The organism is Pseudomonas sp. GD04058 (assembly GCF_029836855.1).
In the GTDB taxonomy this organism is placed as follows: Bacteria; Pseudomonadota; Gammaproteobacteria; order Pseudomonadales; family Pseudomonadaceae; genus Aquipseudomonas; species Aquipseudomonas bharatica.
Genome location: NZ_JAOECN010000003.1, coordinates 161264 through 187413 on the forward strand (window position 1 = coordinate 161264; position 26150 = coordinate 187413).

At 64.3% G+C, this 26150-nt stretch carries 26 protein-coding genes; 15 read left to right on the forward strand and 11 right to left on the reverse strand.

Features of this window, described 5'->3' with window-relative positions; translation table 11 throughout:
- Window positions 1-36 precede the first annotated feature (36 nt).
- Window positions 37-1398, forward strand: coding sequence for an amino acid permease (locus N7650_RS04190; RefSeq protein ID WP_009398170.1), 1362 nt, complete (start codon window positions 37-39; stop codon window positions 1396-1398).
- 25 nt (window positions 1399-1423) lie between these two features.
- Here N7650_RS04190 and N7650_RS04195 read toward each other — a convergent pair whose 3' ends face one another.
- From N7650_RS04195 to gatC, 6 genes are all read right to left on the reverse strand, one after another.
- On the reverse strand, window positions 1424-1801 hold the full coding sequence (locus N7650_RS04195; RefSeq protein WP_009398171.1) for a carboxymuconolactone decarboxylase family protein: 378 nt from the start codon (window positions 1799-1801) through the stop codon (window positions 1424-1426).
- Between the two features lie 10 nt (window positions 1802-1811).
- Window positions 1812-2855: a calcium/sodium antiporter gene (locus N7650_RS04200; protein WP_279897194.1), complete on the reverse strand. Its 1044-nt coding sequence runs from the start codon at window positions 2853-2855 to the stop codon at window positions 1812-1814.
- 63 nt (window positions 2856-2918) lie between these two features.
- Window positions 2919-3290: a septal ring lytic transglycosylase RlpA family protein gene (locus tag N7650_RS04205; protein ID WP_009398175.1), complete on the reverse strand. Its 372-nt coding sequence runs from the start codon at window positions 3288-3290 to the stop codon at window positions 2919-2921.
- A 130-nt stretch (window positions 3291-3420) separates the two neighbouring features.
- Window positions 3421-4866: an Asp-tRNA(Asn)/Glu-tRNA(Gln) amidotransferase subunit GatB gene (gatB, locus tag N7650_RS04210; protein ID WP_009398177.1), complete on the reverse strand. Its 1446-nt coding sequence runs from the start codon at window positions 4864-4866 to the stop codon at window positions 3421-3423.
- A gap of 11 nt (window positions 4867-4877) precedes the next feature.
- Window positions 4878-6329, reverse strand: a complete 1452-nt coding sequence (gene gatA, locus N7650_RS04215) for an Asp-tRNA(Asn)/Glu-tRNA(Gln) amidotransferase subunit GatA (protein WP_279897195.1) — start codon at window positions 6327-6329, stop codon at window positions 4878-4880.
- A gap of 15 nt (window positions 6330-6344) precedes the next feature.
- Entirely contained in the window at window positions 6345-6632 is a 288-nt protein-coding gene (gatC, locus tag N7650_RS04220) for an Asp-tRNA(Asn)/Glu-tRNA(Gln) amidotransferase subunit GatC (protein WP_009398181.1), read from the reverse strand.
- A gap of 195 nt (window positions 6633-6827) precedes the next feature.
- On the opposite strand from gatC, the gene mreB reads away from it, so the two are divergent.
- The 8 genes from mreB (at window position 6828) to tldD (ending at window position 17919) form a co-directional block, all read left to right on the forward strand.
- Window positions 6828-7865: a rod shape-determining protein MreB gene (mreB, locus tag N7650_RS04225; RefSeq protein ID WP_008371426.1), complete on the forward strand. Its 1038-nt coding sequence runs from the start codon at window positions 6828-6830 to the stop codon at window positions 7863-7865.
- A 164-nt stretch (window positions 7866-8029) separates the two neighbouring features.
- The gene (mreC, locus tag N7650_RS04230; RefSeq protein ID WP_279897239.1) at window positions 8030-9049 is read left to right on the forward strand and encodes a rod shape-determining protein MreC; all 1020 of its coding nucleotides are present in this window, start codon (window positions 8030-8032) and stop codon (window positions 9047-9049) included.
- Window positions 9049-9537 (forward strand): rod shape-determining protein MreD, encoded by a 489-nt coding sequence (gene mreD, locus N7650_RS04235; protein WP_009398188.1) that lies wholly within the window; start codon window positions 9049-9051, stop codon window positions 9535-9537. Before mreC ends, mreD begins: the two co-directional genes overlap by 1 nt.
- Window positions 9538-9574: 37 nt before the next feature.
- Entirely contained in the window at window positions 9575-10183 is a 609-nt protein-coding gene (locus N7650_RS04240) for a Maf family protein (RefSeq protein ID WP_279897196.1), read from the forward strand.
- 83 nt (window positions 10184-10266) lie between these two features.
- A complete protein-coding gene (gene rng / locus N7650_RS04245; protein WP_009398191.1) occupies window positions 10267-11724 on the forward strand; it encodes a ribonuclease G in 1458 nt (485 codons plus the stop codon).
- A 79-nt stretch (window positions 11725-11803) separates the two neighbouring features.
- Window positions 11804-15616 carry a YhdP family protein gene (locus tag N7650_RS04250; RefSeq protein ID WP_279897197.1) on the forward strand — a complete coding sequence of 1271 codons (3813 nt, stop codon included), beginning with the start codon at window positions 11804-11806 and terminating at the stop codon, window positions 15614-15616.
- A 9-nt stretch (window positions 15617-15625) separates the two neighbouring features.
- Window positions 15626-16477: a carbon-nitrogen hydrolase family protein gene (locus N7650_RS04255; protein WP_279897198.1), complete on the forward strand. Its 852-nt coding sequence runs from the start codon at window positions 15626-15628 to the stop codon at window positions 16475-16477.
- A gap of 2 nt (window positions 16478-16479) precedes the next feature.
- Window positions 16480-17919, forward strand: coding sequence for a metalloprotease TldD (gene tldD / locus N7650_RS04260; protein WP_009398196.1), 1440 nt, complete (start codon window positions 16480-16482; stop codon window positions 17917-17919).
- A 42-nt stretch (window positions 17920-17961) separates the two neighbouring features.
- Here the strand turns inward: tldD and yjgA are convergent, their stop codons facing one another.
- Entirely contained in the window at window positions 17962-18483 is a 522-nt protein-coding gene (gene yjgA / locus N7650_RS04265) for a ribosome biogenesis factor YjgA (protein WP_009398198.1), read from the reverse strand.
- Window positions 18484-18591: 108 nt separating this feature from the next.
- On the opposite strand from yjgA, the gene pmbA reads away from it, so the two are divergent.
- The 6 genes from pmbA to N7650_RS04295 all read left to right on the forward strand — a co-directional run bounded on the left by pmbA (window position 18592) and on the right by N7650_RS04295 (window position 23842).
- On the forward strand, window positions 18592-19938 hold the full coding sequence (gene pmbA, locus N7650_RS04270; RefSeq protein ID WP_009398200.1) for a metalloprotease PmbA: 1347 nt from the start codon (window positions 18592-18594) through the stop codon (window positions 19936-19938).
- A gap of 134 nt (window positions 19939-20072) precedes the next feature.
- Window positions 20073-20465, forward strand: a complete 393-nt coding sequence (locus N7650_RS04275) for a hypothetical protein (protein WP_009398202.1) — start codon at window positions 20073-20075, stop codon at window positions 20463-20465.
- On the forward strand, window positions 20458-21834 hold the full coding sequence (locus N7650_RS04280) for a class II fumarate hydratase (protein ID WP_279897199.1): 1377 nt from the start codon (window positions 20458-20460) through the stop codon (window positions 21832-21834). The genes N7650_RS04275 and N7650_RS04280 overlap by 8 nt, the downstream gene beginning before the upstream one ends.
- A 30-nt stretch (window positions 21835-21864) precedes the next feature.
- Window positions 21865-22326, forward strand: coding sequence for a hypothetical protein (locus N7650_RS04285; protein WP_064301626.1), 462 nt, complete (start codon window positions 21865-21867; stop codon window positions 22324-22326).
- On the forward strand, window positions 22326-22937 hold the full coding sequence (locus N7650_RS04290; RefSeq protein ID WP_279897200.1) for a superoxide dismutase: 612 nt from the start codon (window positions 22326-22328) through the stop codon (window positions 22935-22937). Before N7650_RS04285 ends, N7650_RS04290 begins: the two co-directional genes overlap by 1 nt.
- A gap of 11 nt (window positions 22938-22948) precedes the next feature.
- Window positions 22949-23842 carry a ZIP family metal transporter gene (locus tag N7650_RS04295; protein WP_279897201.1) on the forward strand — a complete coding sequence of 298 codons (894 nt, stop codon included), beginning with the start codon at window positions 22949-22951 and terminating at the stop codon, window positions 23840-23842.
- 302 nt (window positions 23843-24144) lie between these two features.
- Here N7650_RS04295 and N7650_RS04300 read toward each other — a convergent pair whose 3' ends face one another.
- Genes N7650_RS04300 through raiA form a run of 4 tightly spaced genes read right to left on the reverse strand, consistent with a single transcriptional unit; the run spans window position 24145 to window position 26080 of the window.
- Window positions 24145-24417: an HPr family phosphocarrier protein gene (locus N7650_RS04300; RefSeq protein WP_009398212.1), complete on the reverse strand. Its 273-nt coding sequence runs from the start codon at window positions 24415-24417 to the stop codon at window positions 24145-24147.
- A 20-nt stretch (window positions 24418-24437) separates the two neighbouring features.
- Window positions 24438-25292, reverse strand: a complete 855-nt coding sequence (gene rapZ / locus N7650_RS04305) for an RNase adapter RapZ (protein ID WP_009398214.1) — start codon at window positions 25290-25292, stop codon at window positions 24438-24440.
- 2 nt (window positions 25293-25294) lie between these two features.
- The gene (gene ptsN, locus N7650_RS04310; protein WP_009398216.1) at window positions 25295-25759 is read right to left on the reverse strand and encodes a PTS IIA-like nitrogen regulatory protein PtsN; all 465 of its coding nucleotides are present in this window, start codon (window positions 25757-25759) and stop codon (window positions 25295-25297) included.
- 12 nt (window positions 25760-25771) lie between these two features.
- Window positions 25772-26080, reverse strand: coding sequence for a ribosome-associated translation inhibitor RaiA (gene raiA, locus N7650_RS04315; RefSeq protein ID WP_009398218.1), 309 nt, complete (start codon window positions 26078-26080; stop codon window positions 25772-25774).
- Window positions 26081-26150: the final 70 nt, after the last annotated feature.

The following is a 26150-nucleotide window of genomic DNA, read 5'->3' on the forward strand; positions in this document are numbered from 1 at the left end:
AACGCCAACACTGCCTCTCACGTCCGAGGACACTTCATGCAAGACCAGATCACGCCCGAGCGTTTGCATCGCGGCCTGAAGAATCGCCATATCCAGCTGATCGCCCTGGGCGGGGCGATCGGCACCGGCCTGTTCCTGGGGATCGCCCAGACCATCCAGATGGCCGGTCCCTCGGTGCTGCTGGGCTATGCCATTGCCGGCCTGATCGCCTTCTTCATCATGCGCCAGCTCGGCGAGATGGTGGTCGAGGAGCCGGTTTCCGGCACCTTCAGTCACTTCGCCCACAGCTACTGGGGACCGTTCGCCGGCTTCATGTCCGGCTGGAACTATTGGGTGCTCTACGTCCTGGTGGGCATGGCCGAACTGACCGCCGTGGGTATCTACGTGCAGTACTGGTGGCCGGATTTCCCGACCTGGGCCACGGCGGCGGTGTTCTTCGTCATCATCAACCTGATGAACGTCAGCCAGGTAAAGGTCTATGGCGAGATGGAGTTCTGGTTCGCCCTGATCAAGGTGGCAGCCATCCTCGGCATGATCGGCTTCGGTGGCTACCTGCTGCTCAGCGGCAATGGCGGTCCGGACGCCAGCGTTGCCAACCTGTGGCAGCATGGCGGCTTCTTCCCCAATGGTGTTACCGGGCTGATGATGGCCATGGCCGTGATCATGTTCTCCTTTGGAGGCCTGGAGCTGGTGGGCATCACCGCCGCCGAGGCCGATAACCCGCGCCACAGCATTCCGCGGGCGACCAACCAGGTGATCTACCGCATCCTGCTGTTCTATGTGGGTGCGCTGGCGGTACTGCTGGCGTTGTACCCGTGGCAGAAAGTGGTCGATGGCGGCAGTCCGTTCGTGATGATCTTCCATGACCTGGACGCCAATGTCGTGGCCACGGTGCTCAACCTGGTGGTCCTGACTGCAGCACTGTCGGTGTACAACAGCTGCGTGTATTGCAACAGCCGCATGCTGTTCGGCCTGGCGACCCAGGGCGATGCGCCGAAGTCGCTGCTCAAGGTCAACGCCAAGGGTGTGCCGCTGGCGGCCCTGGGCATTTCCGCGCTGGCCACGGGGCTGTGCGTGCTCATCAACTACTTCATGCCCCGCGAAGCCTTCGGCCTGCTGATGGCGCTGGTGGTGTCGTCGCTGGTGATCAACTGGGGGATCATCAGCATCACCCACTTGAAGTTCCGCAAGGCCAAGGCTGCGGCCGGCCAGGATACCTTCTACAAGAGCCTGGGCCATCCGCTGACCAACTACCTGTGCCTGGCCTTCCTGGCCTTCATCCTGGTGGTAATGTGGCAGACCGAGGGCATCCGTATTTCCGTGGAGCTGATCCCGGTCTGGCTGCTCGTGCTGTGGGTGGTCTACAAACTGACCAAGGGGCGCAAGGCCCAGGCCTGACGCACCTTGCCGCGGAGGTGATCGATCAGTCCTGTTGCCAGGCGTCGATCACTTCCTGAGCCGCGCGGAACGCATCGATCGCCGCCGGCACGCCCGCATAGACTGCGCAATGCAGCAGGGCTTCGCGAATCTCTTCTACCGTACAGCCATTGTTCAGCGCGCCACGCACGTGGCCCTTGAGTTCCTGCGGGCATTTCAGCGCGGTCAGGGCGGCGAGGGTGATCAGGCTGCGGGTCTTCAGTGGCAGGCCTTCGCGGCTCCAGACACTGCCCCAGGCGTGTTCGTTGACGAACTCCTGCAGCGGCGCGGTGAACTCGGTGGCATTGCCCAGCGCGCGATCGACGAACACGTCGCCCATGACCTGGCGGCGAACCTGTTCGCCGGTTTTCTTCGTCTCACCCATGTTGTTTTCCTTAGTGTTGGCGGCGCCAGGCGCGCAAGGTCGTATAGGTCAGCAATACGGCGAGCGCTGGCAGGACATAGAACAGCATCAACTGCTCCAGGCGATTGGCCAGCGGCATGCCGGTGGTAAAGGCCACCACGTGCAGGCCGTAGGCCAGATACAGGCAGAGGAACACCAGGCCCTCGACGCGGGTGACCCGGTAGCCGGAATAGAACACCGGCAGGGTCAGCAGGGCGACGCCGAGCATCACCGGGAGGTCGAAGTCCAGCGCGTTGGGCGAGATCGATAGCGGTTCCGGGGCCAGCACCGCAGTCAGGCCAAGCACCGCGAGCAGATTGAAGAGGTTGCTGCCGATCACGTTGCCCACGGCGATTTCCCGTTCGCCACGGATCGCCGCGATCAGCGAGGTGGCCAGTTCCGGAAGGGAGGTGCAGACCGCGACCACGGTCAGGCCTATCACCCGTTCCGACAGGCCCAGGTCGGTGGCCACCTCGACCGCGGCTTCCAGCAACAGGTGCCCGGCCAGGCTGAGCAGGCCGAGCCCGAGCAGCATCAGCAACAGGCTGCCGAGCCAGAAGCCGATGCCCCGGTCGACTCGCGGGTTGGGTGCCGGGTAAGTCCGCGCGTAATGCCGCGATTGATGCCAGAGGATGGCGAGGTACGCCGCCAGTCCGGCCAGCAGCAGCGCGCCTTCCCAGCGCCCGAGTACCTCGTTCAGGGCCAGCAGGTAGACCACCACGCTGGCGGCGATCATCAGCGGGATGTCCAGGCGTACCAGTTGCCGTGACACCCGCAGCGGAATGATCAGCGCCGCCAGGCCAAGTATCACCAGGACATTGAAGATATTGCTGCCGATCACGCTGCCCACCGCCACATCGGGCGCGCCGGTGTAGGCCGCCTGCAGGCTGACGGTGAGTTGCGGCGCGCTGCTGCCGAAGGCCACCAGGCTGAGCCCGATGATCAGCGGGCGCACGTGCAGGCTGGCGGCGATACGCAGGGCTGCACGCACCAGCAGTTCGGCGCCAAGAATCAGAAGGATCAGGCCGCTGGCCAATTGCAGCAGGCTGAAGGTGGGTAAAGCGGCCAGGTCGAAAATGGTCGTGCTCCAGAAAACCGGTCAGTCGCTCAGGCTTTGTACCCGGACTCGCGCCGTTCCGCTACGGATCATGTCCAGTTGCTGGGCCGCAGCCTTGGAAAGGTCGATCAGGCGGCCACGGGTATGGGGGCCGCGATCATTGATGCGGACCACGACGCTGCGCTCGTTTTTCAGGTTGGTCACCAGGACCCGGGTACCGAAGGGCAGGGTGCGGTGGGCGGCAGTCAGGCCATGCTGGTTGAACGGCTCGCCGCTGGCGGTGCGCTTGCCGTGATGGCGTGAACCATAGAAGGAGGCGGTGCCGGTTTCATCGTAGCCGCGAGGGTCGATATCGTGGCTGGCACAGCCGGCGAGGAGAGTGAACAGCGCCAGGGCGCTTAAAGGACGCCACATGTATGTCTGATGCTCCGTGGGGGGGGCTAATCGCTGCGGTGCGGCGGTCCGACAAGCCAGCTCCCACAAGGTCCGCGTACACCGCCTATCCTGTGGGAGCTGGCTTGCCAGCGATTGGGGGCAATACGAATTACCCTTCGAGCTTGCTCTTGAGCAACTGGTTCACCTGTTGAGGGTTGGCCTTGCCCTTCGAGGCCTTCATCGCCTGGCCGACGAAGAAGCCGAACATCTTGCCGCGCTTGGCTTCGTCCGCCGCACGGTATTGCTCGACCTGCTCGGCGTTGGCCGCAAGAACCTCGTCCAGCACCTTCTCGATCGCACCGCTATCGGTAACCTGCTTCAGGCCGCGGGCCTCGATGATCTGGTCGGCATCTCCTTCGCCCGCCGCCATCGCTTCGAACACGGTCTTGGCGATCTTGCCGCTGATGGTGTTGTCGCGAATGCGCAGCAGCATGCCACCCAGTTGCTCGGCACTGACCGGCGCCTGGTCGATCTCGACACCCAGCTTGTTCAGCAGGCTGCCCAGTTCCACCATCACCCAGTTGGCCGCCAGCTTGGCGTCGCCGCCGATGGCCGCGACCTTCTCGAAGTACTCCGCCTGCTCGCGGCTGGAAGCCAGCACGTTGGCATCGTAGGCCGACAGGCCGTACTGGCTCTGGAAACGCTCCACTTTCTGTGGCGGCAATTCCGGCAGGGTGGCACGCAGGTCGTCGAGGTACGCCGACTCGATCACCACTGGCAGCAGGTCCGGGTCGGGGAAGTAACGGTAGTCGTTGGCCTCCTCCTTGCTGCGCATGGAGCGGGTCTCGTCCTTGTTCGGATCGTACAGGCGGGTTTCCTGGATGACCTTGCCACCGTCCTCGATCAGGTCGATCTGGCGCTGCACTTCGCTGTTGATCGCACGCTCGATGAAGCGGAACGAGTTGACGTTCTTGATCTCGCAGCGAGTGCCGAACTCGGCCTGGCCCTTCGGCCGGATCGACACGTTGCAGTCGCAACGCAGCGAGCCTTCGGCCATGTTGCCGTCGCAGATGCCCAGGTAGCGGACCAGGGCGTGGATCGCCTTGACGTAGGCCACGGCTTCCTTGGCGCTGCGCATTTCCGGCTCGGAAACGATTTCCAGCAGTGGCGTGCCGGCGCGGTTCAGGTCGATGCCGGTGGAACCGCTGAAGTCTTCGTGCAGGCTCTTGCCGGCGTCTTCTTCCAGGTGCGCGCGGGTGATGCCGATGCGCTTGACGGTGCCGTCCTCAAGGGCGATGTCCAGATGGCCCTTGCCGACGATCGGCAGCTCCATCTGGCTGATCTGGTAGCCCTTGGGCAGGTCCGGGTAGAAGTAGTTCTTGCGCGCGAACACGTTGTGCTGGCCGATCTCGGCGTCGATGGCCAGGCCGAACATGCAGGCCATGCGCACCGCTTCCTGGTTGAGCACCGGCAGTACCCCGGGCATGCCCAGGTCGATCAGGCTGGCCTGGGTGTTCGGCTCGGAACCGAAGGTGGTGGCGCTGCCGGAGAAAATCTTCGACTGGGTGGCGAGCTGGGTATGAATCTCCAGCCCGATCACAACTTCCCATTGCATGTGTCTGTTCCTCAGAAGCCGTTGGGTACGCGGGTATGCCAGTCAGTCACTTGCTGGTACTGGTGCGCGACGTTGAGCAGGCGGCCTTCCTGGAAATACGGGGCCAGGAGCTGCACGCCCACCGGCAGGCCATCGACGAAACCGGCCGGCATCGACAGGCCCGGCAGGCCGGCGAGGTTGGCGGTGATGGTGTAGACGTCTTCCAGGTACTCGGCGACCGGATCGGCGTTCTTGGCGCCGATCTTCCAGGCCAGGTTCGGCGTGGTCGGGCCGAGGATCACGTCTACGCCTTCGAAGGCGGCCATGAAGTCGTTCTTGATCAGGCGGCGGATCTTCTGCGCCTTCAGGTAATAGGCATCGTAGTAGCCGGCCGACAGCGCGTAGGTGCCGACCATGATGCGCCGCTGCACTTCACTGCCGAAGCCTTCGCCACGGGAGCGCTTGTACAGGTCGGTAAGGTCCCTGGGGTTCTCGCAGCGATAGCCGAAGCGCACGCCGTCGAAGCGCGACAGGTTGGAGGATGCCTCGGCCGGAGCGATCACGTAGTACGCGGGAATCGCGTGCTGCATGTTCGGCAGGCTGATTTCCTTGATCACCGCGCCGAGCTTTTCCAGCTCCTTGACGCTGGCCTGGACCAGGTCGGCGATGCGCGGGTCGAGGCCGGCGCCGAAGTACTCCTTCGGCAGGCCGATGCGCAGGCCCTGCAGCGAGCCGTTGAGGCTGGCGCTGTAGTCCGGGACCGGTTCGTCGATGCTGGTGGAGTCCTTCGGATCGAAGCCGGCCATGCCTTGCAGGAGCAGGGCGCAGTCTTCGGCGGTGCGGGCCATCGGGCCGCCCTGGTCGAGGCTGGAGGCATAGGCGATCATGCCCCAGCGCGAAACGCGACCGTAGGTCGGCTTGAGGCCGGTCAGGCTGGTCAGTGCAGCCGGCTGGCGGATCGAGCCGCCGGTATCGGTGCCGGTGGCTGCCGGCAGCAGGCGCGCGGCCACGGCGGCAGCGGAACCGCCGGACGAACCGCCCGGAACGTGCTCCAGGTTCCACGGGTTCTTCACGGCACCGTAGTGGCTGGATTCGTTGGCCGACCCCATGGCGAATTCGTCCATGTTGGTCTTGCCCAGGGTCACGGTGCCGGCTTCGGCCAGCCTGGCGACCACGGTGGCGTCGTAGGGCGAGGTGAACGAGTCGAGCATCTTCGAGCCGCAGCTGGTGCGTACGCCCTGGGTGCAGAACAGGTCCTTGTGGGCGATCGGCGCGCCGAGCAGGGCACCGCTCTCGCCGGCGACGCGGCGGGCATCGGCAGCCTTGGCCTGGGCAATGGCCAGGTCATCGGTGATGCTGATGAAGCTGTTGAGTTGCGGGTCGAGCTGGTGGATGCGCTGCAGCAGCGCGCGGGTCAGCTCTTCGGAGGAAAACGATTTGTCGGCGAGGCCACGGGCGATCCCGGCCAGGGTGAGTTGATGCATGCTGGCGCTATTCCCTTACTCGATGACTTTCGGAACCAGGTACAGGCCGCTGTCCGTCGCCGGGGCGATGGCCTGGTAGCGGTCGCGTTGGTTGCTTTCTGTTACAACGTCGGCGCGCAAGCGCTGACGGGCTTCCAGCGGGTGGGCCAGTGGCTCGATGCCGTCGGTGTCGACTGCCTGCATCTGGTCGACCAGTCCCAGAATGCTGTTCAGGGCATCGGTAGTACGTGGCAGATCGGCCTCGTTCAGGCCCAGCCGGGCCAGATGGGCGATCTTTTCCACATCGCTGCGTTCAAGCGCCATGGGGATCTCCTGGGTAAGAAACGGAATTATCCGGATGAGAAACATGCCGGGGTACACGTGGTCATAAGGCCCGATCGTGTGCTGGCCTGCTCGGAAAAACCGCCAATTTACCATATTGGCGCCTTGCCCAAAATCCCTGCCATTGTTAGAGTTTGCCGCACTTTTTTACCCACGCGTTGCCAGGGTCCCTTTCCCATGTTCAAGAAACTGCGTGGCATGTTTTCCAGCGATCTCTCCATCGACCTGGGCACTGCCAACACCCTTATTTACGTGCGTGAGCGCGGTATCGTCCTGAATGAGCCCTCCGTCGTGGCCATTCGTACCCACGGCAACCAGAAAAGTGTCGTCGCGGTCGGTACCGAAGCCAAGCGCATGCTCGGCCGTACCCCGGGCAACATCGCTGCCATTCGTCCGATGAAGGACGGCGTGATCGCCGACTTCAGCGTCTGCGAGAAGATGCTGCAGTACTTCATCAACAAGGTGCACGAGAACAGCTTCCTGCAGCCGAGCCCGCGCGTGCTGATCTGCGTGCCGTGCAAGTCGACCCAGGTCGAGCGCCGTGCCATCCGTGAATCGGCCCTGGGCGCCGGTGCCCGCGAAGTGTTCCTGATCGAGGAGCCTATGGCCGCCGCGATCGGTGCCGGCCTGCCGGTCGAGGAAGCCCGCGGCTCGATGGTCGTCGATATCGGTGGCGGTACCACCGAGATCGCGCTGATCTCCCTGAACGGCGTGGTCTACGCCGAGTCCGTGCGCGTTGGCGGCGACCGCTTCGACGAAGCCATCGTTACCTATGTGCGCCGCAACTACGGCAGCCTGATCGGCGAATCCACCGCCGAGCGCATCAAGCAGGAAATCGGCACCGCCTACCCGGGCGGCGAAGTGCGCGAAGTCGATGTTCGCGGTCGCAACCTGGCCGAAGGCGTGCCACGTGCCTTCACCCTGAACTCCAACGAAGTGCTGGAGGCCCTGCAGGAGTCCCTGGCGACCATCGTCCAGGCGGTCAAGAGCGCGCTGGAGCAATCGCCTCCGGAGCTGGCCTCGGACATCGCCGAGCGTGGCCTGGTGCTGACCGGCGGTGGCGCGCTGCTGCGCGACCTGGACAAACTGCTGGCCCAGGAAACCGGCCTGCCGGTGATCGTCGCCGAGGACCCGCTGACCTGTGTCGCCCGTGGCGGCGGTCGCGCCCTGGAAATGATGGACAAGCACACCATGGACCTGCTCTCCAGCGAGTGATTCGCCGGATTGCCTTCCTGTCGCCCGGATTTCGGCTAGCCTGCGCAGTGCTGCCCGAAACCGGGTCGGCGTCCGTCAGCGGCGCCGATTCCACCCATCCGAAGCCAGGCCGGTGCGTTGCCGTATGAATGACCTCCTGAACCGTCGTCCACGAGGAGCGGCCCATTAAACCGCTTTTTGCCAAAGGCCCGTCGCTGGGCGTGCGCCTGCTCGTGCTGGTGGTGCTGTCGATCGCCCTGATGGTGGTCGATGCCCGTTTCACCGTACTCAAGCCCGTGCGCAGCCAGATGTCCCTGGTGCTGATGCAGTCCTATGCCATCACTGACCTGCCCGTGCGCCTGTGGCAGGGAGTGGCCAGCCAGTTCGGCAGCCGTACCGAACTCATCGCCGAGAACGAGAAACTCAAGACCGAAGCCCTGCTCCTGCAAGGCCGCCTGCAGAAGCTGGCGGCATTGACCGAGCAGAACGTGCGCCTGCGCGAGCTGCTCAACTCCTCGGCGCTGGTCAACGAGAAGGTCGAGGTGGCCGAACTGATCGGCATGGATCCGAATCCCTTCACCCATCGCATCCTCATCAACAAGGGCGAGCGCGACGGGGTCGTCCTCGGCCAGCCGGTGCTCGACGCTCGTGGCCTGATGGGCCAGGTGGTCGAGCTGATGCCCTATACCTCGCGGGTGCTGCTGCTCACCGATACCACCCACAGCATTCCGGTGCAGGTCAACCGCAATGGCCTGCGCGCCATCGCCAGCGGTACCGGCAATCCGGAACGCCTGGAGCTGCGCCATGTCGCCGATACTGCCGACATCAAGGAAGGCGACCTGCTGGTCAGTTCCGGCCTGGGCCAGCGTTTCCCGGCCGGCTACCCCGTGGCGACGGTGAAGGAAGTGATCCACGACTCCGGGCAGCCGTTCGCCATCGTTCGGGCGGTGCCGACCGCCGCGCTCAATCGCAGCCGCTACCTGCTGCTGGTGTTTTCCGACAGTCGCAGCCCGGAAGAGCGTGCCAGCGATGCGGTCAAGGCCCAGGAAGCCGAGCAGATGGGGCCGCCGGCGCCGGGTACCGATCCCGCGCACCCTGCTACCGTGGCCCCCGCCGCCGCGCCGCATGCGCCAGCCGCCGCACCCGCACCCGCACCGTCCGCGCCGCCCGCAGCGCCAACCTCACCTTCGCGGGAGACACACTGATGGTCAGTACCCATGGCAAGAATGGCTGGGTGGTCTGGTTGACCTTCCTGATCGGCCTGCTCCTGAGCGTTTGGCCGATGCCACCGTTCATGGATATCTTCCGCCCCTTGTGGCTGGCCTTGCTGCTGGCCTTCTGGACCCTGAACCTGCCGCACCGGATCGGCATGACCACCGCCTTCGTCCTCGGCCTGTGCGAGGATGTGCTCTACGGCACGTTGCTTGGGCAGAATGCGTTGGTGCTGACCCTCATCACCTTCCTCGTGCTGAGCCTGCAGCAACGCCTGCGGATGTTCCCGATGTGGCAGCAGAGCCTGACCATTCTGGTGGTGTTCGGTGTGGCGCAACTGGTGCAGTTGTGGCTCAGTGCCCTTACCGGTAACCGCCAGCCGACCCTGGCGCTGGTCTGGCCCGCGGTCACCAGTGCCTTGCTCTGGCCGTGGATCAGCTTTGGCCTGCGCGGCCTGCGCAGCCGTTTGAGCATCTACTGAACCATTCGCTTTTCGACGCTGACAGGGAGTAGTCAAGATGACCCCGCTGTACCTGGCCTCCGGTTCGCCGCGTCGCCGTGAACTGCTGACCCAGATCGGCATTCCCTTTACCGTCGTCAGCGCCTCCATCGACGAAACCCCGCTTCACGGCGAGCAGCCCGGTGCCTATGTCGAGCGCCTGGCCCGTGGCAAGGCTGCGGCGGGCCTGGCCCTGCTCACCGCCAGTGGCGCCAGCGCTCCGCTCGCGGTGCTGGGCGCCGATACCGCCGTCGTGCTCGATGGACGGATCCTCGGCAAGCCGGTCGATCGCGAGGATGCCATGGCCATGCTGGCGGCGCTGTCCGGGCGCGAGCACGAAGTGCTGACCGCCGTCGCCGTCACCGATGGACAGCGCACGGAAAGCCTGTGCATCAGCAGCCGTGTTGCGTTCAACACCATCAGCGAGGAGCGTGCCCGCGCCTACTGGGCCAGCGGCGAGCCTCGGGACAAGGCCGGCGCCTATGCCATCCAGGGGCTTGGCGCGGTATTCGTGCAGGGCCTGCAGGGCAGCTACTCTGCGGTGGTGGGCTTGCCGGTGGCGGAAACCGCCGAATTGCTGGCCCGCTTCGGCATTCCGTGCTGGCAGGGCGTACCAGGCAGCGAGTGAGGATGCACCGACGCCGTTTATCGCTCGCCAGTCGGTGTCGGGCGATCCATGATTACCCGAAGCCCCTTTGACGAGAGATTGCCATGAGTGAAGAGATCCTGATCAACATCACCCCGATGGAATCCCGCGTGGCGGTGGTGGAAAACGGTGTCCTTCAGGAAGTCCATGTCGAGCGCACCCAGCGTCGCGGCATCGTCGGCAACATCTACAAGGGCAAGGTGGTGCGGGTCCTGCCGGGCATGCAGGCGGCCTTCGTCGATATTGGCCTGGACCGCGCCGCTTTCATCCATGCGTCGGAAATCTCCCTGCGCGAAGGCACCACGGTGGAAAGCATCAGCGCCCTGGTCCACGAAGGGCAGAGCCTGGTGGTCCAGGTGACCAAGGACCCGATCGGCTCCAAGGGCGCACGCCTCACCACCCAGTTGTCGATCCCCTCGCGCTACCTGGTGTACATGCCACGCACCAAGCATGTCGGCATTTCCCTGAAGATCGAAGACGAAGCCGAGCGCGAGCGCCTGAAGAAGGTGGTCAGCGACTGCGTGGCCCAGGAGAACATCCAGGATTCCGGTGGTTTCATCCTGCGCACCGCCGCCGAAGGGGCGGGTGCCGACGAGATCCTCATGGACATCCGCTACCTGCGCCGGCTCTGGGACCAGATCGGCGTCCAGATCAAGACCGTGGGCGCCCCCACTGAAATCTACGAGGACCTCGGCCTGGCCCTGCGCACCCTGCGCGACCTGGTCAACCCGAAGATCGAGAAGATCCGTATCGATTCCCGGGAAACGTTCCAGAAAACCACGCAGTTCGTCGCCGAACTGATGCCGGAAATCGCCGATCGGCTGGAGCACTATCCCGGCGAGCGACCGATCTTCGATCTCTACGGCGTCGAGGACGAGATCCAGCGTGCCCTGGAGCGCAAGGTGCCGCTCAAGTCCGGCGGCTACCTGGTGGTCGATCCGGCCGAGGCCATGACCACCATCGATGTGAACACCGGTGCCTTCGTCGGCCATCGCAATCTTGAAGAAACCATCTTCAAGACCAACCTCGAAGCGGCCACCGCCATTGCCCGGCAACTGCGCCTGCGCAACATCGGCGGGATCATCATCATCGACTTCATCGACATGGAAGACGAAGAGCACCAGCGCCAGGTCCTGCGCACGCTGGAAAAGCAGCTCGAACGCGACCATGCCAAGACCAACATCATCGGCCTGACCGAACTGGGCCTGGTACAGATGACCCGCAAGCGCACCCGCGAAAGCCTGGAGCAGGTGCTCTGCGAGCCGTGCATCTGCTGCCAGGGCCGCGGCAAGCTGAAAACCCCGGAAACCGTCTGCTACGAAATCTTCAGGGAAATCCTTCGCGAAGCGCGGGCCTACCAGGCCGAAGGGTACAGGGTGCTCGCCAACCAGAAGGTGGTGGACCGCCTGCTGGACGAAGAATCGGGGAATGTCGCCGAACTCGAAGCCTTTATCGGGCGAACCATTCGCTTCCAGGTGGAGTCCATGTATTCCCAGGAACAATACGATGTGGTGCTGCTCTGACTGGCCCTGAATCCCGGATGGTGGCAAACCCTGCATGGCAGGCCATAGTTAGGGCTTGCACGAGTCGGGGGCCACAGCTATGGAGCGTCTGATCCGCGTTCTGGCTGCCCTGGTTCGCTGGGGGCTGGGCGCCTGCGCATTGGTCGCGGTGCTGGTGGCCCTGTATGTCAGCCTCGGGCGCGAGCTGGTTCCACTGGTCGCCGAGTACCGTACCGACGTCGAGGACAAGGCCGCGGCAAGCCTCGGCCTGCCCGTGCATGTCGGTGAGCTGGAGGGGCGTTGGAGCGGGCTGGCGCCGATCCTGGTGGTTCGCGACGTGCAGGTCGGCGAGGGCGCTTCGGCCTTGCGCCTGGACGCAGTCAAGGTCGTCCCCGACCTGTGGGCCAGCCTGATGGCGCGGGATGTGCGCCTGGCCCGGGTGGAGCTGGGTGGGCTACAACTCAACCTGCACGAAGACGAAAGCGGCAAGTGGACCCTCAAGGGCCTGCCGGTGCAGGACGACGACCAGCCACTGGACGTCGAGCAGGCGCTGCGGCGCATGCAGATGGTCTCCCGGGTTTCGCTGCTGGACAGCCAGATCACCCTGGAACCCTTCGATCACGATCCCATGACCCTGACCTATGTCGGCCTCAGCTTGCAGACCGGCAGCGTGCGCCAGCGCCTGGACGCGCGGCTGACCCTGCCCGACGGCCAGCCCGTGGCGCTGAGTCTGAAAAGCCGGATTCGCCCGGCGCAGTGGCGCGAGGCCGAGGTCGAGGCCTACGCCAGCCTGCCGCAGAGCGACTGGGCCAAATGGCTGCCGGCCCGCCTGCTGGGCCAATGGCAACTGCCACAGCTGCGTGCAGGCGGCGAAGTCTGGCTCGACTGGGGCAAGGGCACGGTGCAAAGCGCCACGGTGCGCCTGAATGCCCCGCAAGTACAGGCCGCCTACGCCGAACGCAAGCCGGTGAAGCTCGACAACCTGGCGCTCAATGCATGGCTGCGGCGGGATGACGAAGGCATTCAACTGAGCATCGACTCGTTGGCCATGAATCTGGGTGAGACACGCTGGGAATCCCGCGTCCGCATCAGTCAGTCGATGGCCGGTGACGAGGGCGAGTTGTGGAAGATCCAGGCCGACCGTGTCGACCTGACGCCTGTGACACCGGTGATCCAGGCCCTCGGCCCGCTGCCGAAACAGGCCATGGCGGTGGTCGATGGCCTCAAGGTCACCGGTGGGCTGCGCAACGTCCTGCTCGAAGTGCGGCCGCAGGTCGAGGGTGACCGCAGATTCAGCTTCGCCGCCAACCTCGACCGCGTCGGCTTCGATGCCTATCACGGCGCTCCGGCGGCGGGGAACGTCAGCGGCAGCATCAGCGGTGACCTGGGGCATGGCGAGCTGCGCCTGGATACCGACAAGTTCATGCTGCACCTGGCGCCGATCTTCGCCGATCCCTGGCATTACCTGAAGGCCAACGCCCTGCTGACCTGGAAGCTGGACAAGGAAACCTTCACCCTGGTCGCGCCCTATCTCAAGGTGCTGGGGGAGGAAGGCAAGATCGCCGGCGACTTCCTGATCCGCCTGCATCTGCAACCGGGGCACGAAGACTACATGGACCTGCGGGTCGGCCTGGTCGAGGGGGACGGCCGCTACACCGGCAAGTACCTGCCCGAGGTGCTCAGCCCCGAGGTCGATCACTGGTTGCGCACGGCGATTCTCAAGGGAACGGTAGACGAGGGGTATTTCCAGTACCAAGGGTCGCTGAACCATGGCGCGCCGGATCATGCCCGCAGCATCAGCCTGTTCTTCAAGGTGCGCGATGCGGCCCTGGACTTCCAGCCGGGCTGGCCGCAACTGAGCAAGGTGGACGGCGATGTGTTCATCGACGACCACGGCGTGCGGATCAAGGCCAGTACCGGACAGATACTCGATACCCGGGTGAGCGACGTGTTGGTGGACATCCCCCATGTTCCGGCCGGCGAGCACAGTCATCTGCTGGTCGATGGCAAGTTCGACGGCACCCTGGCCGACGGCGTGACGATTCTTCAGCAAGCGCCGATCGGCACCGGCCCCACCTTCGCCGGCTGGGAAGGCGAGGGCGGCCTGACCGGCTCGCTGAAGCTGGATATCCCGCTGGCCCACGGTATCGAGCCCAAGGTAGTAGTGGACTTCCATGCCGAACAGTCGCGCCTGAAAATCAGTGAGCCGGTCCTGGAGCTGAGTCAACTGAAAGGGGACTTCCGTTTCGACCTGGGCCAGGGCCTGAGTGGCAAGAACATCAGCACCGTGGCGTTCGGCAAGCCGGTGACCGCCGAGATTTTCGCCGAAGGCAAGCCCGGGCAGTTGCAGACCCGGATCGTTGCCAAGGGCCAGATTGCCCTGAAGTCCTTGACCGACTGGCTGCAGTTCACCCAACCGTTGCCGGTTTCCGGGGAGTTGCCGTACCAATTGCAGGTGTCCCTGGGGCGGGATAACCAGCTAGTGGTCGATTCCAGCCTCAAGGGCCTGGCCATCGACCTGCCCGCGCCCTTCGGCAAGGCAGCCAGCGACACCCGCAGCAGCCAGTTCCGCATGAACCTGGGAGGCACCGAGCGGCGTATCGACGCGAGCTATGTCGATCTGGCCAGCCTGGCCATGGCCGCTCCGGCAGGCAAGGCCGAACAGGTGCGCGGCGAATTGCTGCTCGGCGCAGGGGCCGCGCAGTTGCCGACCAGCCCGGGCTTGCGCGTGCGTGGCCGGATTGCCGAGGTGAACCTCGACGATTGGCAGAGCAAGGCCGGTAGCTACACCGGCGACGATCCGGGGGGCAGTGCCCGGCAGATCCTGCGGAGCGTTGAATTGAGCGTGGGCAAGATCAAGGCCTACGACTTCGAACTGAACCAGGCGGTAGTACGCCTTGATCGCAGCAGCGACAGTTGGGGATTGCGCCTGGATAGCCGGGAAGTGATCGGCAATGCGCGGATTCCCGACGCCAAGGCGGCGCCCATCGTGGTCCAACTGCCGACCTTGCGCCTGCCTGCTGCCGACCCCGCGGTCGAAGCCGAGCCGGATGCCCCGGATCCACTGGCGTCGAGCGATCCTCGCAAGGTTCCTGCGGTGAACCTGAGCATCGACAAACTGTTCCGTGGCGACGACCTGATGGGCAGTGTGTCCCTCAAATCGCGACCCACCGCGCAGGGTGTGGCATTCAATGACCTGGACCTGAATCTCAAGGGCCTGGCGATCAACGGTTCCGCCGCCTGGGAAGGTACCCCCGGCGCCAGCAGCAGTTGGTACAAGGGGCGCGTCGAGGGCGGTAACCTCGCCGATGTGCTCAAGGCCTGGAACTTTGCGCCGACCGTGACCAGCCGCGATTTCCATATGGACGTCGATGGCCGCTGGCAAGGTTCGCCGGCCTGGATCAGCCTCAAGCGCTTCTCCGGAAGCATGGACGCTTCGCTGCGCGACGGGCAGATCGTCGAGGTGGACGGCAGTGCCCAGGCGCTGAGGGTGTTCGGGCTGCTCAACTTCAACTCGATCGGTCGCCGCCTGCGCCTGGACTTCTCCGACCTGCTGGGCAAGGGGCTGAGCTACGATCGGGTCAAGGGCCTGCTGGTGGCCAGCGAAGGGGTCTATGTAACCCGCGAGCCGATCACGCTCACCGGCCCGTCGAGCAACTTCGAACTGGAAGGCACCCTGGACATGGTTCGCGACCGGATCGCCGCCAACCTGATGGTCACCCTGCCGGTGACCAACAACCTGCCATTGGCGGCGCTGATCGTTGGTGCGCCTGCCGTCGGCGGCGCCCTGTTCCTGGTGGACAAGCTGCTGGGCGACCGGGTGGCTCGCTATGCCAGTGTCAACTATCGGGTCGAAGGCCCGGTGAAAGAGCCTAAGATTACCTTCGTGAAACCCTTTGATAAATCAAGGTAGAGCGTGGCCATGACCTTTGCCGTCATCCAGATGATCAGCCAGGACGATATCGCCGCCAACCTGGCCCGCGCCCGGGCACTGCTCGAACAGGCAGCAGGGCAAGGCGCACGGCTTGCGGTACTTCCGGAAAACTTCGCTGCCATGGGCCGCCGCGACAGTGCCGCCATCGGCCTGGCCGAAGCCCGTGGCGAAGGGCCGATCCTGCCCTGGTTGAAACGCACGGCCCGCGACCTCAGATTGTGGATAGTAGCGGGCACCTTGCCGCTGCCGCCCGTCGACCGGCCCGAGGCCAAAGCCCATGCCTGCTCCCTGCTGGTAGACGAGCACGGCGAGCTGGTCGCCCGCTACGACAAATTGCACCTGTTCGACGTGGACGTGGCCGACAACCGCGGCCGCTATCGCGAGTCGGACGATTATGCCCATGGCGCCAATGTGGTGGTGGCCGATACCCCGGTGGGCAAGCTGGGCCTCACGGTCTGCTACGACCTGCGCTTTCCCGAGCTGTACAGCGCACTGCGCGAGGCCGGGGTGGAACTGATCACGGCGCCGGCGGCCTTTACCGCGGTGACCGGCGCTGCGCACTGGGAAGTGCTGATCCGTGCGCGCGCCATCGAGACCCAGTGCTATGTGCTGGCTGCGGCCCAGGGTGGAATGCACCCGGGACCGCGTGAAACCCACGGCCAGGCGGCGATCGTCGACCCCTGGGGGCGGATCCTCGCGCAGCAGGCCCGCGGCGAAGCGGTGCTCCTGGCCACGCGCGACAGCGCAGAACAGGCGTCCATACGGGCGCGGATGCCGGTGGTCTCGCACCGGCGCTTTTTCTCGCAGGACGCATTGCGGCCTGCGCACACCTCGGAGTGACTATGAGCGAGTTGTTAACAAGCGTCAGCGAGCAACTGCTGGCCCCCGGCGACCTGACCCTCGACAGCCTGCAGAGCGTGCTGGGCGAGCTGGCCGGGCCGGGCATCGACGCGGCTGACCTGTATTTCCAGGGCCAGATCTCGGAGTCCTGGGCGCTGGAAGACGGCATCGTCAAGGAAGGCAGCTTCAATCTTGACCAGGGCGTGGGTGTGCGTGCCCAGTCCGGCGAGAAGACCGGCTTCGCCTACAGCAATGCCATCAGTCTCGAAGCCCTGAGCGCCGCTGCCCAGGCGGCCCGCTCGATTTCCCGGGCCGGGCAGAACGGCACGGTGCAGGCTTTCCGCAGCCAGGCGATCACGCCCCTGTACGCGGCGGACAACCCGCTGGAAGTCATCAGCCGGGCGGAAAAGGTCGCCCTGCTCAAGCGTGTCGATGCTGCCACCCGCGCGCTCGATCCGCGGATCCAGCAGGTCAGCGTGAGCATGGCCGGGGTCTGGGAGCGCATCCTGATCGCCGCTGCCGATGGCAGCCTGGCGGCCGACGTCCGGCCGTTGGTGCGCTTCAACGTCAGCGTGATCGTTGAACAGAATGGTCGCCGCGAACGCGGTGGCCATGGCGGCGGCGGACGCACCGACTATCGCTATTTCACCGAAGACCGGGTCATGGGCTTTGCCCGCGAGGCGCTGCGCCAGGCGCTGGTCAACCTGGAAGCGCTGCCGGCTCCGGCAGGCACCTTGCCGGTGGTGCTGGGGCCGGGTTGGTCCGGCGTGCTGCTGCACGAAGCGGTCGGCCATGGCCTTGAGGGCGACTTCAATCGCAAGGGCAGTTCGGCGTATAGCGGGCGCATCGGCGAGAAGGTTGCGTCGAGCCTGTGCACCATCGTCGATGACGGTACCCTGAAGGATCGTCGCGGCTCCCTGAGCGTCGATGACGAGGGTACGCCGACCGAATGCACCACCCTGATCGAGAACGGCAAGCTGGTCGGCTACATGCAGGACAAGCTCAACGCGCGCCTGATGGGCATGGCCGTCACCGGCAACGGGCGCCGCGAGTCCTACGCGCATCTGCCGATGCCGCGCATGACCAACACCTACATGCGGGCGGGCGAGAGCGATCCGGCGGAAATCATCGCTTCGGTCAAGCGCGGCCTGTACTGCGCCAACCTTGGTGGCGGCCAGGTGGATATCACCAGTGGCAAGTTCGTCTTCTCCACCAGCGAGGCGTACCTGATCGAAGACGGCAGGATCACCGCCCCGGTCAAGGGCGCCACCCTGATCGGCAATGGTCCGGAAGCCATGAGCCGGGTTTCCATGGTCGGCAACGACCTGAGCCTGGACAGCGGCGTGGGGACCTGTGGCAAGGATGGGCAGTCGGTGCCGGTTGGCGTGGGCCAGCCGACCCTGAAGATCGATGCGATCACCGTGGGTGGCACGGGCGCATGAGCGGGACACCGGGCGGGCAGGGTGCCTGCCCGGTAGCGTGAATCAGCGCAGGCCGCGCTGGCTCTCGTCGAGGTCGCGAATGTACTTGAAGATCTTGCGCGCTGCGGTTGGCGGCTTGTTGGTCTTGGCCTCGTGCTGGGCCTGACGGATCAACGAGCGCAGTTGCTGGCGATCGGCTTCCGGGTACTCCTGGACGAATTTTTCCAGGACGTCGTCGGTGCCGCCGATCAGCCGGTCACGCCAGCGTTCGAGGTTGTGGAAGCGCTCGTTGTACTGGCGCGAAGACGCGTCCAGCTGGTCGAGCAGGGCGTTGATGGCGTCGAGGTCCTGGTCGCGCATCAGCTTGCCGATGAACGAACGGTGACGGCGCTTGGCCTCGTTGGCCGTGTGCTTCTTGTGTTCTTCGAGTGCTTTGCGCAGCTCGTCGGTCAGAGGCAGTTTGGCCAGGGTATCGGGCTTGAGCGTGGTAAGGCGCTCGCCCATATCGACCAGCGCCTGGAGTTCGCGCTTGATCTGGGATTTGCTTTTTTCGCCTTCGTCGAAGGCATCGTAAGAATCAACCATGGGGGCAGTCCGCTGAGAAACGCCGCCATGATAACCAGTCGGGGGCCGCTTGTCCGGCCCGGTCGCTCGATGACCCTCGCCGAACGCCGTATTTGAGTGGAGAAAACCATGAGTGCAGTCCAGAGCGTAGGTCCGCAAGCCCTGCCGGCCTTGCAGGAGCAGGTCGAGCAGATCATCGCCGAGGCGAAACGCCAGGGCGCCAGCGCCTGCGAGGTGGCGGTGTCGCTGGAGCAGGGCTTGTCGACCTCGGTGCGCCAGCGCGAAGTGGAAACGGTGGAGTTCAACCGTGACCAGGGCTTCGGCATCACCCTCTACGTTGGCCAGCGCAAGGGCTCGGCCAGCACTTCGGCCAGCGGCAGCGACGCCATTCGGGAAACCGTCGCGGCGGCCCTGGCGATTGCCAAACACACCTCCGAGGACGATTGCGCCGGGTTGGCCGATCCGGCGCTGATGGCCCGCGACCTGCCGGATTTCGATCTGTACCACGCCTGGGATATCACCCCGGAACAGGCCATCGAGAAAGCGCTGGTCTGCGAAGCGGCGGCTTTCGATGCCGATCCGCGGATCAAGAATGCCGACGGTACTACCTTGAACACCCATCAAGGTTGCCGGGTCTACGGCAACAGCAACGGTTTCATCGGTGGCTACGCGTCGACCCGGCACAGCCTGAGCTGCGTGATGATCGCCGAAGGCGACGGACAGATGCAGCGTGATTACTGGTACGACGTGAATCGCCAGGGCGAGTTGCTGGCCGATCCCAAGGCCATTGGCATTCGCGCCGCGCAGCGTGCCGCCAGTCGCCTCGGCGCAAGGCCGGTGCCGACCTGCGAGGTGCCCGTGCTGTTCTCGGCGGAGCTGGCCGGCGGATTGTTCGGCAGCTTCCTGTCGGCGATTTCCGGCGGCAACCTGTACCGCAAATCGTCGTTCCTCGAAGGCACCATCGGCCAGCGCCTGTTCCCGAGCTGGCTGACCCTCGACGAGCGTCCCCATTTGCCCCGGGCACTGGGCAGTGCTGCATTCGATGGCGATGGCCTGGCGACCTATGCCAAGCCGTTCGTCGAGAATGGCCAGTTGGTTTCCTATGTCCTGGGCACCTACTCGGGGCGCAAGCTCGGCCTGCCAAGCACCGCGAATGCTGGTGGCGTGCACAACCTGTTCGTTTCCCATGGTGTCGAGGACCAGGCGGCGCTGATCCGCCGGATGGGGCGTGGCTTGCTGGTCACCGAACTGATGGGGCACGGCCTGAACATGGTGACCGGCGATTATTCCCGCGGTGCGGCAGGCTATTGGGTGGAAAACGGCGAGATCCAGTTCGCTGTCCAGGAAGTCACGATCGCCGGGAATATGAAAGACATGTTCCAGCAGATCGTAGCCATTGGCAGTGATCTTGAAACCCGCAGCAACATCCACACCGGCTCGATCCTGATCGAGCGGATGACCGTAGCCGGTAGCTAAACGGCGCTTCGTCTGTTTCGCCTAAAAGCCCGGCCCTTGCGCCGGGCTTTTTCGTTGGTGTCACAACGGGGTTGTACTGATTCTATTTATCAATTAATAATGAATATCATTATCTCGGCGATGATATTCCTGCCATGAAATCCGTCCTTCGCGAACTGCCCTACCTCGATAACTGGCGCTGGCTGAGCCTGCGCATCCGCTGCGCGCTGGAGCCCGACGAGCCGCGCCTGATCGAGCATTACCTGGCCGAAGGGCGCTACCTGGTCTGCTGTACGGACACCTCGGCCTGGGGCGTCGCCCTGACGTCGTTCCGTGTTCTGCTCGATACCGCCTGCGATCGCATGCTGCCGTGGCACTGGCGCTGCCTGTGCCTGGACCAGGCCTGGCGACCGCTGCTGCAACTGCGCAAGCTCGACGGCGGCGAGCACGGCCAGCGCTGGCAGCCGCTGGCCTTGCAACTGGCGAACTGCACGCTGTTGCCTTCGATTTCATCCTTTGAACTGATGCAAGGACTTGATGATGAGTAATACCCGTATCGAGCGTGACAGCATGGGCGAGTTGCAGGTGCCGGCCGAGGCCCTGTATGGCGCCCAGACCCAGCGTGCGGTCGACAACTTCCCGATCAGCCGGCAACGCATGCCGGCCCAGTTCATCCGTGCGCTGCTGTTGGCCAAGGCCGCGGCAGCCCGGGCCAACGTCCAGCTGGAACAGATCACCCAGGCCCAGGGTGAGGCCATAGTCGCTGCGGTGGAGCAACTGCTGGCTGGCGACTTCATGCAGCACTTCCCGGTGGATGTGTTCCAGACCGGCTCCGGCACCAGCTCGAACATGAACGCCAACGAGGTGATCGCCACCCTCGCCAGCCGCATCGCCGGCGACCAGGTCAACCCGAACGACCACGTCAATTGCGGGCAGAGCAGCAACGACATCATCCCCACCACCATTCACGTCAGTGCCGCGCTGGCCCTGCATGAGCAACTGCTGCCGGCGCTGCAGCATCTGGTCGGGGTCATCGAGGCCAAGGCGGTGCAGGTCCACGCGTTCGTCAAGACCGGCCGTACCCATCTGATGGATGCCATGCCCGTGCGCATGAGCCAGGTGCTGGCTGGCTGGGCGCAGCAGATCAAGGCCAGTATCGGTCACCTGCAGGACACCCTGCCGGCCCTCCAGGCCCTGGCCCAGGGTGGCACGGCGGTGGGCACGGGGATCAACGCCCATCCACAGTTTTCCGTGCTGTTCTCCAGGCAGTTGAGTGAACTGACCCGCGTCGACTTCGTGCCGGGCGATAACCTGTTTGCCCTGATCGGCTCCCAGGACACTGCGGTTGCCGTCTCCGGCCAGCTCAAGGCCACCGCCGTGGCGTTGATGAAAATCGCCAACGACCTGCGCTGGATGAACTCCGGCCCACTGGCCGGCCTTGGGGAAATCGAGCTGGAAGGGCTGCAGCCGGGCTCCTCGATCATGCCGGGCAAGGTCAATCCGGTGATTCCGGAAGCCACGGCGATGGTCGCTGCCCAGGTCATCGGCAACGACGCGACCATCACCGTTGCCGGCCAGTCGGGCAACTTCGAGCTGAACGTGATGCTGCCGGTCATTGCCCGCAACCTGCTGGAAAGCATCGAGCTGATGGCCAATGCCAGCCGCCTGCTGGCCGACAAGGCCATCGCCAGCTTCAAGGTCAACGAGCCGAAGCTCAAGGAAGCGCTGGCGCGCAACCCGATCCTGGTGACCGCGTTGAACCCGATCATCGGTTACCAGAAGGCTGCCGAGATCGCCAAGACCGCCTACAAGCAGGGCCGCCCGATCATCGATGTGGCGCTGGAACATACCGAGCTGTCGCGTACCCGGCTGGAAGTCCTGCTGGATCCGGAGAAGCTCACCGCCGGCGGAATCTGAAACCGCCGACAACCGCTTTGGAGGTTCGCTATGCAGCACTGGAAACGTACCACCGAGATTGCCAACCGCCTGTTCAATCAGGGGGATCTGGTCGATGCCCGTGAGCTGTACCTGCAGGCCCTGGCCTTGGCCCAGGTGCTGTTCGAGCGCTGGCAGGACGCCGACGAAGCGGTCGCCGCCTGCGTGATATCCCATCACAACCTGGCGGACCTTCATCTGCGCCTGAAGCAGCCCCAGGAAAGCGCCGAGTACCTTTGTGCGATCCATCAACGCCTGCTCGCGGCCAGCCAGGATCCGCGTCTGCCCGAGCCGTTGCGCCAGGCTGCCTTGCGCCACAGCGGCAAGACCTACACCGAACTGCTGAGCTTCATCAGCGAGTACGGCCAATACCCGCGTACCGAGCGCCTGCTGTACCGGCAGGAGCCACAGCCCGGTGTGCTGGCCGGTCGCGACCCCGTGATTTCCCAAGCCATCCGACAAGGAATCCACTGATGCCACATGCCTTGCCTGCATTGCCCTACGCCTACGACGCGCTGGAACCGCATATCGATACCCAGACCATGCAGATCCACCATACCAAGCATCACCAGACCTACATCAACAACCTCAATGCCGCCCTCGATGGCACCGAATGGGCCGAATGGCCAGTGGAGAAGCTGGTGGCGGCGGTCAAGCAACTGCCGCAGGGCCTCCAGGCCGCGGTTATCAACCAGGGCGGTGGCCACGCCAACCACACCTTGTTCTGGACCGTTATGTCGCCGAACGGCGGCGGTGTGCCACACGGCGCGGTTGCCAAGGCCATCGACGAGCAACTGGGCGGGTTCGAAGCCTTCAAGGACGCCTTCACCAAGGCCGCGCTTACCCGCTTCGGCAGCGGCTGGGCCTGGCTGAGCGTGACGTCGGAGAAGCACGTCGTGGTGGAAAGCAGCGGCAACCAGGACAGCCCGCTGATGCACGGCAACACGCCGATCCTTGGCCTGGACGTCTGGGAGCACGCCTACTACCTGCTGTACCAGAACCGCCGTCCGGAATACATCAACGCGTTCTACAACGTGGTCGACTGGGCCGAAGTCGAGCGGCGCTACCTTGCCGCCGTGGCGTGAGTGACAAGCGAATGCGCTCGGATGTCTTGTCCGTAAGCAGCGTGCGTTTGTTCCGCCTGGCGCTGGGCACCCTGTTGCTGCTGGTGGGTACGGCCTTGCTGGTGGCCCAAGGAATCGCCTGGCTGGACCTGGAGCCGCGGATGATGCGGGCACTGGAGGGCGGGGCGCTTTGTGCGCTTGGTACCGCGCTTGGTGCGGTACCGGTGCTGGTGATCCGCAGCATGCCGGTGGCGCTGGCGGACACCCTATTGGGCTTTGGTGCTGGCGTCATGCTGGCGGCGACGGCGTTCTCGCTGATCATCCCGGGGCTGGATGCCGCCCAGGCCGTCGGCTTCGGCAAGTGGGGCGCGGGTGGTCTGGTCAGCTTCGGCCTGTTATCCGGCGCGTTGTGCCTGTACCTGGTGGATCGCCAGGTCTCCAGCGCTTCGCCCGAGGCGCTGGTGGCGTGCGGAACCCAACCGGTGATACCGGCGCGGATCTGGATCTTCGTCATCGCCATCATCGCCCACAACATTCCGGAAGGCATGGCCATCGGTGTGTCTGCCGGCGGTGGCATGCCGGATGCGGACAGCCTGGCGATGGGCATCGCCTTGCAGGACGTACCGGAAGGGTTGGTGATCGCGCTGGTGTTGGCCGGCGCCGGGATGGCGCGTTTCAAGGCGTTCCTGATCGGCGCGGCGTCCGGACTGGTGGAGCCTGCGGCGGCCTTGGTGTGTGCCTGGCTGGTCAATGTGGCCGAGCTGCTGTTGCCGCTGGGGCTGGCCTTTGCGGCCGGGGCGATGTTGCTGGTGGTGACTCAGGAAATCATTCCCGAATCGCGGGCCAACGGGCACCATCGGTTGGCCAGCCTGGGGCTGTGCGTCGGGTTCTGCCTGATGATGGTGATGGATACCGCGCTGTCTTGATAAAGGCTGCGACTAACCCTGTGGGAGTCCGCCCAGCCTTTCAGGCTGCGCTGTCGCGCAGAGAACAGTTCCAAAGCACGACGCTTACCCTGTGGGAGCGGGTTCACCCGCGATTGCTATGGTGAATTCACTGCTGCAATCGCGGGTGAACCCGCTCCCACAAGGTCCCTGTAAATCAAAGAGTTATGTTTTGTTCTATGAGAGCTGGCTTGTCTGCGATGGACTGCGAAGCAGTCCCGAAACCATCAGCCCGAATGAAAAAGCCCGCCAAATGGCGGGCTTTTCGGGGCTGGGTGGCGACTTCACTCGCCTTCATCAAAGCGATTGTTGATCAATTCCACCAGCGCCTGGATCGCTTCATTGTCCTGTTCCCCTTCCGCAGACAGGTGCACCGTGGTGCCCTTGCCCGCCGCCAGCATCATCACCGCCATGATGCTCTTGCCGTCCACCAGCTTGTCCGGCGCGCGCCCGACCTTGACCGTGCAGGGAAACTTGCCGGCCACGCCGACGAATTTGGCGGCAGCACGGGCATGCAGCCCCAGCTTGTTGATGATCTCGATTTCAATGGCGGGCATCGCGGGAGGGATCCTGTGGACTAGAGGTCGCGGTGGCGGACCTGGACGTTCTTCAATATGGGTTGCAGCAACTGGCCCAGGCGCTCGGTCAGGTAGACCGAGCGATGGTGACCTCCGGTGCAGCCGATGGCAACGGTGACGTAGGCGCGGTTGCTGGCGGCGAAGCGTGGCAACCATTTCAGCAGGTAGGACGATATGTCCTGGAACATCTCTTCCACATCCGGTTGTGCCGCCAGGTAATCGATGACGGGCTCCTCCAGGCCGGAATGCTCGCGCAGTTCCGGTTTCCAGTACGGATTCGGCAGGCAGCGCACGTCGAATACCACATCGGCATCCACCGGCATGCCGCGTTTGAATCCGAAGGACTCGATCAGGAAGGCGGTACCGGGCTCAGGCTGGTTCAGCAGGCGCAGCTTGATCGAGTCACGCAACTGATAGAGGTTCAGGTTGGTGGTATCGATTTTCAGGTCCGCCAGGTCGGCGATGGGGCCCAGCAGTTCGCTTTCAACCCGTATCGCTTCGGCCAGCGAACGGTCCTGGTTGGTAAGCGGGTGACGCCGCCGGGTTTCGGAGAAGCGCTTGAGCAGGGTGTCCTCATCGGCGTCCAGGTAAAGCACATCGCATTGGATATGCCGGGACCTCGCTTCCTCCAGCAATTCGGGGAAGCGTGTAAGGTGGCTGGGCAGGTTGCGGGCATCGATCGATACCGCAACCCGCGGTTGCAGCAGTTCGGTGTTGAGCAGCGCGCTTTCCGCCAGTTGCGGCAGCAGGCCGGCGGGGAGGTTGTCGATGCAGTAGAAGCCGTTGTCTTCCAGGACATCGAGGGCGGTGCTCTTGCCCGATCCGGAACGGCCGCTGACGATGACCAGGCGCATGCTCAGGACTCGTTCTGCCCGTCCAGGACAACCTGGTACAGGGCGGTGCTGCTGTCGGCGGCGCGCAGCCTGTCACGAATTTCCTTGCGATCAAGCATGCTGGCAATCTGGCGCAGCAGCTCCAGGTGCGCATCGGTGGCGGCTTCCGGGACCAGCAGGACGAACAGCAGGTCTACCGGGGCGCCGTCGATGGCGTCGAAATCGATGGGGGCATCCAGGTGCAGCAAGGCGCTGACCGGACTGGCGCAGCCCTTGAGCCGGCAGTGAGGAATCGCGATCCCGTTGCCGAAGCCTGTGGAGCCCAGCTTCTCGCGGGCAATCAGGCTTTCGAACACTTCCTGTCGGTCCAGTCCGGGAACATCCGTCCCGATCAGGTTGGCGATCTGTTCAAGTACGCGCTTTTTACTGCCACCCGGCACGTTCACCAGGGAACGGCCGGGGGTCAGGATGGATTCAAGTCGGATCATGGATGAGTGGGATCAGCGGGCCGCTGCGCCTTGCAGCAGGCTTTGCTGTTTTTCCTTGTGTTTTTTCAGTTGGCGGTCGAGCTTGTCGGTCAGGAGGTCGATTGCGGCATACATGTCTTCGTGCTCTGCGTTCGCTACCACCTCGCCACCAGGGATCTGCAAGGTCGCTTCCACTTTCTGCTGGATTTTCTCGACCTTCATGATGACCTGAACGTTGGTGATGCGGTCGTAATGACCCTCCAGGCGCTTGAGCTTCTGCTCGACATAGTCACGAAGCGGTGGAGTAACTTCTACATGTTGTCCACTGATGTTGACTTGCATACTGCTTCTCCTTTATTGCCGTGCATAAAGAGGCAGGTGTTGCGCCTGCCACTGAATTGCGATGGCACAT